This window comes from Halorientalis sp., from assembly GCF_028275115.1.
Lineage (GTDB): Archaea > Halobacteriota > Halobacteria > Halobacteriales > Haloarculaceae > Halorientalis.
In genome coordinates, this window is record NZ_JAQCNH010000039.1 from 13,017 (window position 1) to 27,416 (window position 14,400).

Consider the following 14,400-nt stretch of genomic DNA (forward strand, 5'->3'; position numbering starts at 1 on the left):
CGAGTATGAGCAACGGCGACGACGGGGACGGCGCGAACGAGGCCGGTGGGGCCGACGTGCCCGCGGCCGACGCAGACGCCGTCGGGGACCGGCTCGACTCGGTTGAGGAGGCACTCGAAGACGCCGAGACAGAAACCGACCTCGACGAGATCGACACGGACCTCGACGCGGTCGAAGAGGCCGTCGAGGCCCTGACTCCCGACGACGAGGACGACGACGAGGCGGCGGAGTTGCAGGACCGCCTCGGCTCGCTCCGTGACGACGTCGAGAGCCAGCGTGGTCCCTACGCCGAGGACGTGACCGAAAAAATCGACGACGCCGCGGCGGTCGTCGAGACCACCGAGTGGACCGAGGACGGCGAACTCGAGCTCATTCCGGCCGTCGAGGAGTTCCTCGACGGCGCCGGCAGCCAGCTCGTCGAGACGTTCGAGCCCGACAGCGACGAGATGGCCGACCTCGCGGCCGAACTCGAAACGGTGAGCGAGATCGTCGAGGAAACCGATCTCGACCCCGACGACGACGCAGCGACCATCGAGACGCTCATATCGGACGTCGAGCGCCTCGAAACGACCATCGACGAGGCGGAGGAGTGGGACGACCTGCTCGTCCGGGAACAGCTCGACGCCGTGGGGTTTTACGAGCCGCTCGACCCCGAGAACCGGAAGGACTTCCCGGCAGAGTGGAACGCCGTCAAACTCCACGAGAAAGCCTACAAGGAGGGGGACGAGGAAGCTATCGAGATGGTCCTGTTCGGACTGGAGAAGTTCGGGTCCGACTTCATGCAGGAGAACGTTCTGGACTCACTGGAACGGATCGCACCGCCGGAGGCCACCGAGGACCTGCTGGCGATGGCCGAGAAACGCAACAAACAGGCCATCCGTATTCTCGGCCGGATCGGTGCCGAGGACGCGTTAGATACCATCGAGGAGTATGTCGAGGGCGGCGACATGGCCCTCCGGAAGGTGACGTTGCGGGCCATCGGCGCCATCGGACAGACACGTTCGACCCAGGTCGTGGCCAACCAGTTGGCCGACGAGAACGCGGAGGTCCGGAGCACGGCCGCCCGCGCACTGGGCCTGCTCGGTGATACCCGCGCCATCGACCCGCTGGCCGACGTGCTGGCCGAGGACGAGGCCGACGAGGTGCGTGCCAGCGCCGCGTGGGCACTGAACCGGATCGGCACCGAGCGCGCCCGCGATGCCGCCGCCGACTACGCCGACGACCGCGCCTACATCGTGCAGGTCGAGGCCGAGAAAGCCGCCGAGTCCACGTCGGCGTAACCTGTCGGCGCGGGTCGTCGCGTGCCACAACGCCAACTGTTTCAGTTCTCCGGCCGCTATCGCTATCCGTATCCATGAGTTCCGAGTCGGGAACGAGCGATCCGTCGCCGGGCGACCCAGACGCAGACGGTCGGGCGAACTACGATTATCAGGGCGGCGACGTGGCGCGACCGGGGCTCGTCGCCGACCTCCGGTCGCTAATCGACGGCGACGTCCGTTTCGACGAGTACTCCCGGGAGCAGTACGCGACCGACGCGAGCATCTACGCGGTGACGCCCGTCGGCGTCGTGTTCCCGACCTCGACAGCCGACGTCGCTGCCGTCGTCGGGTACTGTGCCGACCGCGGGATTCCGGTCCTCCCCCGCGGTGCGGGGACGAGTCTCGCCGGCCAGACGGTGAACCGCGCGGTCGTCCTCGACTTCTCGAAAGAGATGGACGCCCTCCAAAACGTCGACGTGGACGCCGGGCGTGCCCGCGCACAACCGGGAATTACGCTCGGCCGCCTGAACAACGCGCTGGCCGGCGCGGGGCTGAAATTCGCGCCCGACCCCGCCTGGGGCGACAAGTCGGTACTGGGCGGCGCCATCGGCAACAACTCCACCGGTGCACACTCCCTGCAGTACGGAAAGACAGACGCTTACGTCGAGGCCTGCGAGGTGGTGCTGGCCGACGGCACCGTGACCACGTTCGAACAGGTTCCCGTCGAGGAACTGGACGCGCTGGCCGACCCCGAAGGCGGCCTCGAAGCACGGATTTACGCCGCGGTCCGAGACGTCCTGAACGACGGCGACATCGCCGACGCCTACCCCGAACTCAAGCGCAACGTCTCGGGGTACAACCTCGACTGGCTAATCGAGCGTGCACGCGAGGACGACGTGGTCGATATGCCAGGCCTGCTCGCGGGGAGCGAGGGTACCTTCGCAGTCGTGACCGAGGCCGAGGTCAGCCTGGAACCGGTGCCCGAGACGAAAGCGCTCGCGCTGCTTCGGTACGACGACCTGCTCGCGGCGATGGAGGACGTGGCACCGATTCTCGAACACGACCCCGCCGCGGTCGAAGTGCTGGATGACGTACTGCTGGACCTGGCCCGCGACACCGCGGAGTTCGGCGATCTCGTGGCCGAGATGGTGCCCGCGGGAACCGGCGCGGTCCTACTCGTGGAGTTCTACGCCGAGAGTGACGGGGCGGGGCGGGAGCGAGTTGCCGACCTGCTGGCCGACCGCGCACCCGGGACCGAGACGCTGACCGCGCCGACCGGCGAGGGCGTCGAGACGGACGCACCCGTGCGGGCTGCTTCGGCAGACGAGGCACACGAGGCGGCCGAGCGCGAACAGTTCTGGAAGCTCCGAAAGTCCGGGTTACCAATTTTGCTGGGGCGGACCAGCGACGCGAAACACGTCGCGTTCGTCGAGGACACCGCCGTCCCGCCGGCGAACCTGCCTGGGTTCGTCGCCGACTTCCGGGACGTGCTGGACGACCACGACACGTACGCGAGTTTCTACGCCCACGCGGGCCCCGGTGTCCTCCACATTCGGCCGCTGGTGAACACCAAGACAGAGGCCGGCGTCGCACAGATGGAGGCCATTGCCGACGACGTGACGGACCTCGTCGTCGAGTACGGTGGCAGCGTCTCCGGTGAACACGGTGACGGCCGCGCGCGCACCCAGTGGAACGAGAAACTGTACGGGGAGGCGGTCCGAGAGGCTTTCCGAGAATTGAAGACCGCATTCGACCCCGACTGGCTGCTCAACCCCGGACAGGTCGTCGCCCGGCCCGGCGACTCGACCGAGATGACCGAGAACCTCCGGTTCGACCCCGAGTACGAGTTCGACGCCGGGTTCGACCCGGAGTTGGCCTGGGAGAACGAGAACGGCATGCAGGGAATGGCCGAACTCTGTCACGGCTGTGGCGGCTGTCGAGGGGCACAGGATACGACCGGCGGCGTGATGTGCCCGACTTACCGGGCCGCCGAGGAGGAGTCGCTGTCGACGCGAGGCCGCGCGAACGCCCTCCGGCGGACGATGTCGGGCGAACTCCCCGCGGACGAGCAGTTCTCTGAGGAGTTCGTCACCGAGGTACTGGACCTCTGTATCGGCTGTAAGGGCTGTGCCCACGACTGCCCCAGCGAGGTCGACATGGCGAAACTGAAAGCCGAACTCACACACGAACACCACCAGCGCGAGGGGGCGAGCCTGCGCGACCGACTGTTCGCCAACATCGACACGCTGTCGGCGGTCGGGAGCGCACTGGCCCCGCTCTCGAACCTCGCTCAGAAGATCCCGGGCTCGCGGGCCGTCGCCGAAAAGACCGTCGGCATCGCCCGCGAGCGGACGCTCCCGACCTTCCGGCGAGGGACGTTCGAGAAATGGTTCCGCGGTCGTGAGGCCGGCGTCACGGCCGACGCGGCCAGTCGGCGCGTCCTCCTCCTGCCCGATACCTACACCAACTACAGCCGCCCGGAGGCGGGCAGGGCGGCCGTCGAAGTACTCGAAGCGGCTGGCGTCCACGTGGACGTCCCGGCCGGGCTGACCGACAGCGGTCGCGCGGCGTTCTCGAAGGGCTTTCTCGACAAAGCACGCGAGACGGCCCGGGAGAACGTCGCCGAACTCGCGCCCCGGGTCGAGGCAGGCTGGGACGTGGTCGTCGTCGAGCCGTCCGACGCGGTGATGTACCAGTCGGACTATCTCGACCTGCTGGGCGACACCGACGACGCGGCGGCCGCCGAGACGGTCGCCGAGAACGCCTACGGCGTCCTCGAATATCTCGATACCCACAGGCTTGACGAGGGAATCGACTTCGTGGCCCCCGACGACCACCTGACGTACCACGGCCACTGCCACCAGAAGGCGACGGCCAAAGACCACCACGCGGTGGGTGTCCTCCGGCGGGCCGGGTACCGCGTCGACCCGCTCGATTCGGGCTGTTGTGGGATGGCCGGCTCGTTCGGCTACGAGGCCGAACACTACTCGATGAGCCGCGCTATCGGTGAGATCCTGTTCGGACAGGTCGACGACAGCGACGGCGAGCGAGTCGTCGCGCCCGGGGCGTCCTGCCGGACGCAACTGGGTGACCGACCCGACGCCGACGCGGAACCCCCACACCCGGTCGAATCGGTCGCCGACGCACTGCCGCCGTGAACCGGCCGTCGACTACACGGCCGTCTCGAACTCGAACCGCGCGCCGCCCGTCGAGCCGTCGGTGATCGAGACGGTCCACTGGTGAGCGCTCGCGATGTCCGAGACGATCGAGAGCCCGTATCCGGTGCCATTCTCGCCGTAGCTGACGCCGTGTTCGAACACCGCCTCGCGCTGGCCCGGCGGGATACCCACGCCGTCGTCTTCGACATAGAACCCGTCCCGGTCGGGCAGTTGGCCGACGGTGATCGTCACGTCAGTCCCGCCGTCTTCCGCGGCGTTCTCGGGAGCGCCAGCAGCCGAGTGCTCGACGGCGGCTGCTCCGTCGACGTGTGCACCGCCCTGGGGAGAGGGGCTCGTGGAGCCGTGTTCCACGGCGTTACGAAACAGATTCTCGAACAACTGAGTCACGCGCCCCGGGTCGCCGTGGACCGTGGGTGCCTGTTCCCGGACTGTCAGGGACGCCTGGTCCGTATCGACGTACCCCCAGGCCTCCGTGACGATGGTATCGAGACCGATCGGCTCGCGGTCTTCGACCGTCGATTCGCCCTTGGCGAGGGTCAGGAGGTCGTCGATCAGGTGCTCGATCCGGTCGTGAGCCGACTCGACCCGGTCCAGGTGGCTCAGGTCGTCGGTCTCCTCAGCGACCTCCCGGAATCCCTTCGCGACCGACAGGGGATTGCGGAGGTCGTGGGCCACGACGCTCGCGAACCGGTCGAGACGTTCGTTCTGCCGCCGTAGTTCGCGCTCGCGCTCGGCACGCACCATCGCCGCCTCGACCGCCGCACCGAGGACCATGAACAGGTCGGCGTCCATCTCGGTGAACTCGCGTGGCTCCGTCAAACCGGTCGACATCAGCCCGTGCTCACCCAGCGGGAGGAGGATCTGGCTCTGAATCTGCGTCTCGGCGTTGTATCGGCCTTCGATACCGGACACGTCGTCGTACGTGCGGAGTTCGCCCACGTCGAAGGCCTCCCAGGCGAGGCTGTCACCCGGTTCGAACCGGGGCGAGTCGCCGATCACTGTCCGTGACAGTTCGGTCTCGGTGATCGGTTCGAGCGCGTCGGCCCGCTCGTCGTAGCTCCAGATGCCGGTGAGGTCGAGGCCGAGCACGTCCGTCGCTGCGTCCACGGCTGTCTCGCCGATTTCCTCGACGGACCGGGCCGTCGCCAGTTCGCTGGCGACTCGCTGGAGCGCGCGGAGCCGTTGCTCGAGTCGTTTTCGTTCGGTGATGTCGATCAGGTACCCGAGATAGTGGACGGGCTCGCCGTCCTCGCGAACGATTTTCGTGTTGTCGGTGACCCACTTCACCTCGCCGTCGGCCGTCACCATCCGGTAGGGGTCGTGGCTGAACCGTTCGGTCGTGTCGTCGCTGTTGGCCTCGACTTCGCTGATGACTCGGCTCAGGTCGTCGTCGTGGACCAGGTCGTCGTACGGAACGGCCCCGGACTGGAGTTGTTCGGGCGTGTACCCGAACGTTTCCGTGACGTTGTCCGAGACGTACTCGACGGGCCAGCCGTCCTCGTTCCTCCATTTGAAGACGACCGCCGGCCCCTCGGCGAACATGTCACGTTCCGTCTCGAGGGAGTGCTCGGAGGCTTTCCGCTCGTTGATGTCGATGTGGATACCGACGGCTCGCTTCGGAGTCCCGTCGTCACCTCGCTCGACGACCCTGCCGACCGTTCGAATCCAGTTCCAGTTACCGCTGCGGGTACGCATCCGGAGCTCGGAGTCGTAGGACTCGGTCTCGCCGTCGAGATGGGCCTGGAGTGTCGCCTTCGTTTCCGGCAGGTCGTCCGGATGGACTCGTTTCTCCCACTCGGATATGTGCGGGTCGAGCTCGTCGGGTGAGTACTCGAGCATCTCAGCCCACTGGTCGTTGAACGCCACTTCGTCCGTCTCGAGGTTCCAGTCCCAGACGCCGAGGTTGGCGCCGGTGACCGCCAAGTCGAGTCGCTCTTTGATAACATCGAGTTCCCGTTCGCGTTCCGTCCGCGCCGTGATATCACGGACGAGGACCGCCGTTTTCACCTCGTTCTCGTGGCGGAACGCCGAGAACTGACACTCGGTAGTCATGGTCCCTGCCGACGTGTCGACGTCGAGTTCTACGCGGTCGTGTGGGACCCCTTCTCCCACGAGCGCGGCATCGAGGGCCGTCTCCAGTCGGTCGAGGTCCGTCGCGTCGCTGACAACCTCGCGTGCGAACGGCATGACGGCGCGGCCGAGCAGCGTTTCCCGAGTGGTGTCAGACATGGCGACGAGCTGCTCGTTGACGTATTCGATTCGTTGCTCGCTGTCGACAATTGCCGCCCCCGTGTCCATGTTCTCGACGAGGGCCTCGTAGCGCGCGAGTTCCCGCTCACGACGTTTGCGTTCGGTGATGTCGGTCGCGACGCCAAGGACGGCATCGGTATCGGAATCGGTGGCGTCGTACGGAATCTTCGTCGTCTCCACGGTCCGGTGTTCACCGTCGACGGTCGTGATCCGTTCCTCGGGGATGTGTTTCGGCTCGCCCGACTCGATGACCTGGTGGTCGTCGGCCCGGAACCGTTCGACCTGGTCTCTGGAAGGCGCAAACACCGCGTCGGTGGCACCCTCGATATCGTCGGCAGACGCCCCGTATGTCTCGGCGAGCGACTCGTTGGCGAGGAGGTACTCCCCGTCTGCGTTCTTGACGAACACGAGCTGTGGGAGGGTGTCGATGATCTGGCGCAGTCGGTCGCGGCTCTCGGCGGCTCGCTCCCGGTTGCGGCGACGACTCAGCTCCGTGCCAATCCACTGTGCGAGCAGGCGGACCAGCGTCGTCTCGAACGCGCTGAACGGTCGGTCGCGGACGTTCGAGCCAGAGAAGTTCAGCGTCCCGTAGAGCGCCCCGTCAACTTCGATGGGCGCACCGAGATACGACTCGATGTCCCGTGTCTCGTACGCCGGGTGGGTCTCCGCGTCGCCGTGGTCGGCGCTTCTGAAACTCACCGGTTCGTCACGGTCGACGACCAGATCACAGAACGTCTCCTCAAGCGAGAACTGATCACCGGCGCTGAGGGGCATATCCGGTGCCGAGACGGTCGTGATTTCGTAGTCGTCATCGTCGACCGACGCGACGAGTCCGGCGTCGAGGTCGAGAGTCTCACGCACGCTGTCGAGCACTCGTTGGAGACGGGCGTCCGTCGTCAGGTCGCTGTCGGCCATCACCTGCTGGATCTCGCTCAGCGCGTCGCGCTCCCGTTCGAGGTGCGCCCGGGCCTCGCTCTCGTCGGTCACGTCGCGTGCCACCACCAGGACCTGTCGGGTGCCGGCTTCCTCGAACGGCGTGAGTCGCACGTCGAAAGTCCGCTCGCCTGCCTCGGTGTCGAGGCCGAACCGGAGGTCGAAGTCGTACAGTCCAGTGAGGCCGCCGTCGGACTCCATCCGGGAGAAGGTCTGTGCCACCGCGTTCTGAAACTCCGCGGTCGCTTCTGCGCTTGCCATCCCCTCGACGAGCGTGCTCAACGCCGTCCCCTCGACGGCTCCGGGACTATCCTGTCGCAGCAGACGAGCGGCCGCGGGGTTCGCGAAGTGAACGTCGAATTCGGTATCCACGGCGAAAACCACGTCGTACACGTTCTGTAGGACCGTCTCCCGTCGTTGCAGTTCCACCTGGCGCTCCCGTTCCGCCGTTATCTCGCTGGAGAAGACAGTCAGCCCGTCGTCGTCGGGAAACGCACGCACTCGGACCCAGTAGTCGAACGGTTCGTCGAGATACTGCTCGAACGACACCGGTTCGTCGGAGTTCATCGCCTCCCGATAACGGGTCTCGAACTCAGTCCCGAGGATGGTGGGAAACCGCTCCCACAGAACGCTCCCGACGACCTCGTCGGGGTCACAGTCGGCGCGGGCGGCCATCCGGTCGTTCATGTACTCGATCTGCCAGTCCGAGTCGACCGCATAGATCGCGTCGGTCGTCCGTTCGAGCGTCCGGCGAAACCGGTCGGTGACGGCGTCGGCCCGTCGGCGTTGTCGAGTCGCATCCACCAGCGTCTCGATCCGCCTGGCGAGAATCTCGAAGTCGTCCTGTCCGGACTGGATGGGAATGTAGTCCGAAACGCCAGCCTGGGTCGCCAGACTCGCAATTCGCTCACTTCCCCGGCCGGTAAACAGGACCGTCGGGACATCCCCGTCACGGTTCCGCACTCGCTTGATCAGGTCGATCCCACTGCTGTCTCCAAGTGAATAGGCGGTTACCACACAGTCGACCGGTTCCGTCGCCAGCCTGTCGAGAGCCGAATCGACTCCATTTTCAAGCATTATATCCACACTGGAAGAGAGAAGAGTTAGTTTCGTCCGGACGAGGTCTGCAAAAGCATCGTCGTCGTTCGCGTAAAGAACGCGCATAGGTTCTTCAGACCGGTTTCGGCGCATAGCCATGTTAATTGGTCTTGGAGCCGCAGACAGATGAATCGTTCTTCCAGTTTTAATATATGATAGCAGGGCGCGGGTCGGCCCGCGACTTGACCACGGTCTGCCGACAGGCACGGCCACTGCCTCATCGGTATCGGAGCCAGTCGGTATCGCGGGCGAGGGTTTATAACTGGAGCCAGGACCACCCGTGTTCGTGTCTCTCTCCAGAGTCGGGTTCGTGGCATTTGCGGTCCTCGTCGTCGGAGTTCCGGCCATCGCGGCGTCAGGGGTCGCGTCAGCGGATACACAGAGACGGGCGAACGGAGTTGCCTCGACGCCGCCAGCAAACGACACGACACCGCTCGACGTGGTGGGTGTGTATCCCGACCCCGTTGTCGACGAGGACGTCGGCGAGTTCGTGATTCTCGACGTCGCCGCGCCGACACGGCTGGGCGGATACACGCTTTCGGACGGCGAAGACCGGGTCGAACTCCCGAACCGCACCGTCGAGGGCCGCGTCGCGCTCACCGTCACACCGAATCTGACACGAAACCGAACGGAGGCCACAGTCGTCGCACTGAGCCAGGGGATAGCGCTCGCCAACGACGGCGACCACGTCACGCTCGCACACAATGGAGAGCCGGTCGCCAGGGCCAACTATACGGACGCCACGGAGGGGGAGATCGCGACGCGAGAGAGCGACAGGGACGAGGACGGACTCGCCTGGCGACCGGTCGGAGCGACGGATTTCCCCGTCGTGGCCGCCGCAGGCGAGTCGGCCCGGGCGTTCGTCCTCCCGTCCGGTGCCTCGGTGCCGGTCGAGACCCTCGCCGACGCCGAGACGCGGATTCTGCTGGCCGGCTACACCCTCACCTCGGAGCGGGTCGCACGGGAACTCGTCGCCGCCGGTCGCCGCGGGGTCGAGGTCCGTGTCCTCGTGGACGGGAGTCCGGTCGGCGGGCTCTCCCGACGGTCGGCACGGCGGCTCGATACCCTCACCGAACGCGGCGTGGAAGTCACAGTTCTCTCGGCCGAACCTGCCCGGTACGAATTTCATCACGCAAAATATGCCGTCGTCGACGACCGGGCGCTCGTCACCACCGAGAACTGGAAACCGGCCGGCACCGGCGGCCACGCCAGTCGTGGCTGGGGTGTCGTCGTCAGTGCGGACCGGGTCGTCCACGGGCTCGCGAGGACGTTCCAAGCCGATACGAGCGGGCTGGATGCCAGAGCGTGGAGTCGGTATCGGGCTGGAAAACGCTTCGAACCGGCGGACGGGCAACCGGCCAACGGCACGTTTCCCGAGGCCGTTCATCCACAGCAGTTCAGTCCCGACGCCGTCGAGTTACTTCGCGCTCCGGACAACGCCGAGAGACGACTGCTCGAACTGCTCCGGAACGCGGACGAGGCGATTCGTATCGAACAGGTCGCAATCGGAAGCCGACGCCAGCCGTTTCTGCGAGCGACTCTCGCGGCCGCTCGGCGGGGCGTCGAGGTGCAGATACTGCTCAGCGGCGCCTGGTACGTCGAGGAGGCCAACCGGCGGTTGGTGCGACGGCTGAACAAGCGGGCCGACCGGGAAGCGATTCCGCTGTCGGCCCGAGTCGCCGACCCGAACGGTCGGTTCGAGAAGATCCACGCCAAGGGTGTGATCGTCGACGACGACCAGGTCCTGGTCGGATCGCTCAACTGGAACAACAACTCCGCGCGCGAGAACCGCGAGGTCGCAGTCCTGATGGAAGGCGAGGGCGTAGCCAGCTACTTCACGGCGGTGTTCCGGGCGGACTGGCAGGGGGGTGACTGGCCGGTTCCGGCCGGGGTAGTACTCGCGGTAGCCCTGTCCTGGTTCGTGGCCGTCCTGACTGCTCGACGTATCGAGTTCGAGCGGTAGGGAACGGCGTGTTTTCGCCGCGCTCGCTCGGCTGCCCGGCCGGATGACTGTCCGACCCGGGCTCTGTCTCCTCGTCTGGGTCGCGGCGACGCGTCGGTCACCGGACCGGCAGTGAGGCTCCAGCGAGGGTGGGACACGCCCCGACCGTGTCGGCGCCGGTCTTTCGGTCGGCCGAACCCGTCCGAGGGTATGTAATCGACCACGGACAACTGTAGATAATGTCCGAGGCTGTCGCCGATTTCAATGCCGAAACGGATTCGAGCCGGAGCGATACCGACGGCTTCGAGTCGACGCGCGTTCTGATCAGCGAGTCACAGGTCGTCTTCGCGACAGGGGACACACAGCGGACGGTCCCGGTCTCCGATATCTTCGACCTCTCACAGGGTGTCGGGCAGGGCGCGGACGCGAACAGCCGGCAGTCACTTACGATTGCCTTTCGCGACGGGGAGATACGGGAGACGGTGACGATTCGCTGCCAGGGTGGAACCCTAGAGAACTTCCAATTGGTCCTGTACAAACTCCTGTTCGACGGCACCGATGTCCGAATCAGGTCGGACGAGGAAGCCGGCGAGAGGCTCTCCGATGGCACGCTCGCGGTCACACGCTCGGCTGTACGGCTCCGACGGGACGGCGAAACCCTCGCCATCCGTCACGACGACGTGGCTGGCTTCGAGACCGGGCGAAAACAGTTCGGAGACAGCGAACAACCGGTCGTGTTCGTCTACTGGGCGGGCAAGCAGCGCGATGCCAAGACGGCCATCGTGCTGTCCTCGTTCCGTCTGCTCAATCTTCTCGGGCGGTATATGCAGTCGTACGCGACGGTGACCGCAGGCGAGTCGACGCACGGCTCGGTCAACGTGTTGCTCGTCGACGACGACCCACACGACCTCGAGATGGCCGAGATGCTGCTCAGTGAGCAGGAGCCGGAGCTGTCCATCGAGACAGCGACGAGTGCGGCCGGTGGTCGCGAGGCGCTCGCAGACGACGGCGTGTTCCACTGTGTGGTCAGCGACTACGATATGCCCGGCGTCGACGGCATCGAGTTCCTCAAGCAGGTTCGGGCCAGCCACCCGGACCTGCCGTTCATTCTGTTTACCGGGCAGGGAAGCGAGGCGGTCGCGAAGCAGGCGCTGCTGTCCGACGTCACCGACTACGTCGAGAAAGGAATCGGTAGCAAACAGTACGAGGTGCTCGCAGACCGCATCCAGGGCGCGCTCTACTGAGCATCGCGTAGGCCGGGTATCAGCCGTCCGAGCCGTCGGATGTCGTCAGCGCAATTTCGACCCTGAATCCGCCAGTAGACGACTGCGCCGCCCGTACGGTCCAGCCGTGAGCCGCCGCGATCCGTCGGACGATTGCGAGCCCGAATCCCGCGCCGTCATCGGACCGGGTGTACCCGTGGTCGAACACCTGTGACCGTTCCGCGTCGGGAATGCCGGGGCCATCGTCTGCCACGTAGAACCCCTCGTCACCGTCGAGCGAGTCGACGCGGACGGCGACCGCTTCGCCGCCGTGTTCGACCGCGTTGCGAAACAGGTTCTCGAACGCCTGTCGCAGCCGCGATTCGTCGGCCAGCACGGTGCTGTGGTTCAGTCTCACGTCGAGCGTCGCTTCCTCGGTCACGATCGACTCCCAGGCACGCTCGGCGATGGCACCCGCGTCGGTCGGCTGTGGGTCCTCGACGGCTTTGCCCTGGCGGGCGAGCGCGAGCAGGTCGTTGACGAGTTCTTTCGTCCGGTGGTGAACGGACGCGACCTTCCGGAGCCGCCTGTCGTCGTACTCGTCGGTGAGTCTGTCGAGCAGGATGTCGGTGCTGTTCAGTGGGCTCCGGAGGTCGTGGGCAACGACGCTGGTGAACTCCTCGAGTCGCTCGTTCTCTCGGGTCAGCTGTCGCTCCTGGTCCCGGAGTTCGCGTTCACGTTCGGTCTTGATGAACGCCCGTTCGGTGGCGGCGGCGAGGATACGAACCAGTTCGAGAGTTACCTCGTCGAACTCTCGGTCTTCCGGCGATCCCGTCACGATGAGCCCGTGCTCGCCGACCGGAATCTGTATTTCGGCAGTGATCGGGCTGTCCCGGTCGTACGCTTTCTCTCGGTCGGTGACGTCGCTGATCACACGGAGGTCACCCCGCTGGAACGTCTCCCATCCCAGCGAGTTGCCGGGAGCGTAGGTCGGCACGGCTCCGACGAGGGCCGTCGCCTCGGCGGTACTCGTCACAGGGACCAGTGTCGACGAATCCGCGTCGAACCGCCAGAGTCCGGTGATCGGCAGGTCGAGTACCTCGCGGGCCGCGTCGACCACGATCTCTCCGGCCTCGTCGATAGTTTCGGCCGTCATGAGCCGCTGGTGTGTCTTCTGCAAGGCACGAAGCCGCTGCTCCAACTGCTTGCGCTCGGTGATGTCCGTGATCATGTAGATGTCGCCGGCAGCCACCTGTTGTGTATCGAGCTCTATCTGTCGGTACCAGTACCACCGCCGACCACCGTCCGCCTCGATACTGACCTCCTCACTGGAGTCGGCCCGTTCCAGGTCCCACGGCAGTACGGCTGCGACGTCCTCGCCGACGAGCGTGCCATCGTCCCCGGTCAGCAACGACCGGGCGGCTGGATTCGCGTGTGCAATCGCGTCGGTGTGGTCGACGACGATGATTGCGTCGTCGAGTTGCTCGATGATTGCGTCCCTGGCGACTGGCAGCTGAGAGACGAAATCACCGTAGAACACGGCAACAGCGATCATGAGACCGCTCAGCGAGAACGCGATCGGTGTCAGGTCGACGCCGAGTCCGAAGCTGAATCCGGACAGGTACAGTCCGTTCAACAGAAAGGGAAAGACGGCAGCAGCGACGATCAGTGCCGACTGGAGTCGGTACAGTGTATCCGACGTGACTGCAAACAGAACCAGCGAGACGATGCCGACGAGCACGAGCAGGTAGTTGTACGTGACCACCGGCCAGAACGCGGGACCGGCGTCCAGTGCCAGCAGCGAGGCATCGCCGATCGAAACCACGTCGATCGAGCGGTAGAACAGATTTCGGACGTTCGTGACGGCGAGCGTGAGGATGCCAAGCGACAGTATCGACAGCCCTGTGACCGTTCGCCGGGACACGTAGCGGCCTTTCCCGGTGTACAGAGCCGCGAAGTGAATCCACGCGACGGGCGCGAAGACGATACCGACGTATCCGATGTAATGTGACGTCAGTTTCGGTCCCAGTGAATCGAACAACAATCGGCCAACACCAGCCCCGGACCAGAGTGCGATGGAGGCCGTCAGCGCGGCGAAAGAGAGCAGCGTCGCGCTGGACTCACGCTGACGAATCGTGTACACGGTCAGGAACACCATCGTCAGCGCACCCAGCGCGTACCCGAGAGCGATGAAAAAAATGCCGGAATCGAGTGCGGGCAACATACCGGCCCTACGAGAAGGGCGCAAATGAAGCCACGGCCGATTTCCACGAGCGAGCGCGGACTGCAGCGGCTACCACCAGACAGGCGTCCCCGGATTCCGACGGAAGAGGCGGGACAGGCACACCGCACAGGAAACTCCATCGGGTGATAAACCGACAGCCGCGATAGGAAATCACGGACCCAGTGAGACAGTCATCAGTTGCCCGGGCGAGCCCCGGAAGTCGCGGAGGGTGCGCTTTGAGATTGCGATTGGACGGGTTCGTGGACCCCACGGGAGCGACCGCAGTTCGACCGTGGTCCCGGACACGTGCCTG

Annotated in this window: 6 protein-coding genes; 4 read left to right on the forward strand and 2 right to left on the reverse strand. The window is 65.7% G+C overall.

Annotated features, from left to right (window positions below; all coding sequences use genetic code 11):
• The first annotated feature begins 5 nt into the window (after positions 1-5).
• Both Q0964_RS06100 and Q0964_RS06105 read left to right on the forward strand, forming a co-directional pair.
• Positions 6-1,280 carry a HEAT repeat domain-containing protein gene (locus tag Q0964_RS06100; protein WP_299264776.1) on the forward strand — a complete coding sequence of 425 codons (1,275 nt, stop codon included), beginning with the start codon at positions 6-8 and terminating at the stop codon, positions 1,278-1,280.
• 74 nt (positions 1,281-1,354) lie between these two features.
• The gene (locus tag Q0964_RS06105; protein ID WP_299264781.1) at positions 1,355-4,417 is read left to right on the forward strand and encodes an FAD-binding and (Fe-S)-binding domain-containing protein; all 3,063 of its coding nucleotides are present in this window, start codon (positions 1,355-1,357) and stop codon (positions 4,415-4,417) included.
• 12 nt (positions 4,418-4,429) lie between these two features.
• Here Q0964_RS06105 and Q0964_RS06110 read toward each other — a convergent pair whose 3' ends face one another.
• The gene (locus Q0964_RS06110) at positions 4,430-9,067 is read right to left on the reverse strand and encodes a PAS domain S-box protein (RefSeq protein WP_349254437.1); all 4,638 of its coding nucleotides are present in this window, start codon (positions 9,065-9,067) and stop codon (positions 4,430-4,432) included.
• Between Q0964_RS06110 and Q0964_RS06115 the strand changes: the two genes are divergently transcribed.
• Positions 9,006-10,682 (forward strand): phospholipase D-like domain-containing protein, encoded by a 1,677-nt coding sequence (locus Q0964_RS06115; RefSeq protein WP_299264785.1) that lies wholly within the window; start codon positions 9,006-9,008, stop codon positions 10,680-10,682. The two genes, Q0964_RS06110 and Q0964_RS06115, sit on opposite strands and share 62 nt — an antisense overlap.
• Before the next feature lie 218 nt (positions 10,683-10,900).
• Positions 10,901-11,905 (forward strand): CheF family chemotaxis protein, encoded by a 1,005-nt coding sequence (locus Q0964_RS06120; protein WP_299264788.1) that lies wholly within the window; start codon positions 10,901-10,903, stop codon positions 11,903-11,905.
• A gap of 19 nt (positions 11,906-11,924) precedes the next feature.
• Here the strand turns inward: Q0964_RS06120 and Q0964_RS06125 are convergent, their stop codons facing one another.
• On the reverse strand, positions 11,925-14,087 hold the full coding sequence (locus tag Q0964_RS06125) for a histidine kinase N-terminal 7TM domain-containing protein (protein ID WP_299264790.1): 2,163 nt from the start codon (positions 14,085-14,087) through the stop codon (positions 11,925-11,927).
• Positions 14,088-14,400: the final 313 nt, after the last annotated feature.

What these genes read in the sequence shown, in the direction of transcription:
- Q0964_RS06120 (WP_299264788.1), top strand. Translation starts at nt 10,901, where the DNA reads ATGTCCGAGGCTGTCGCCGATTTCAATGCCGAAACGGATTCGAGCCGG.
- Q0964_RS06125 (WP_299264790.1), bottom strand. Translation starts at nt 14,087, where the DNA reads ATGTTGCCCGCACTCGATTCCGGCATTTTTTTCATCGCTCTCGGGTAC.
- Q0964_RS06105 (WP_299264781.1), top strand. Translation starts at nt 1,355, where the DNA reads ATGAGTTCCGAGTCGGGAACGAGCGATCCGTCGCCGGGCGACCCAGAC.
- Q0964_RS06100 (WP_299264776.1), top strand. Translation starts at nt 6, where the DNA reads ATGAGCAACGGCGACGACGGGGACGGCGCGAACGAGGCCGGTGGGGCC.
- Q0964_RS06110 (WP_349254437.1), bottom strand. Translation starts at nt 9,067, where the DNA reads ATGGCCGGAACTCCGACGACGAGGACCGCAAATGCCACGAACCCGACT.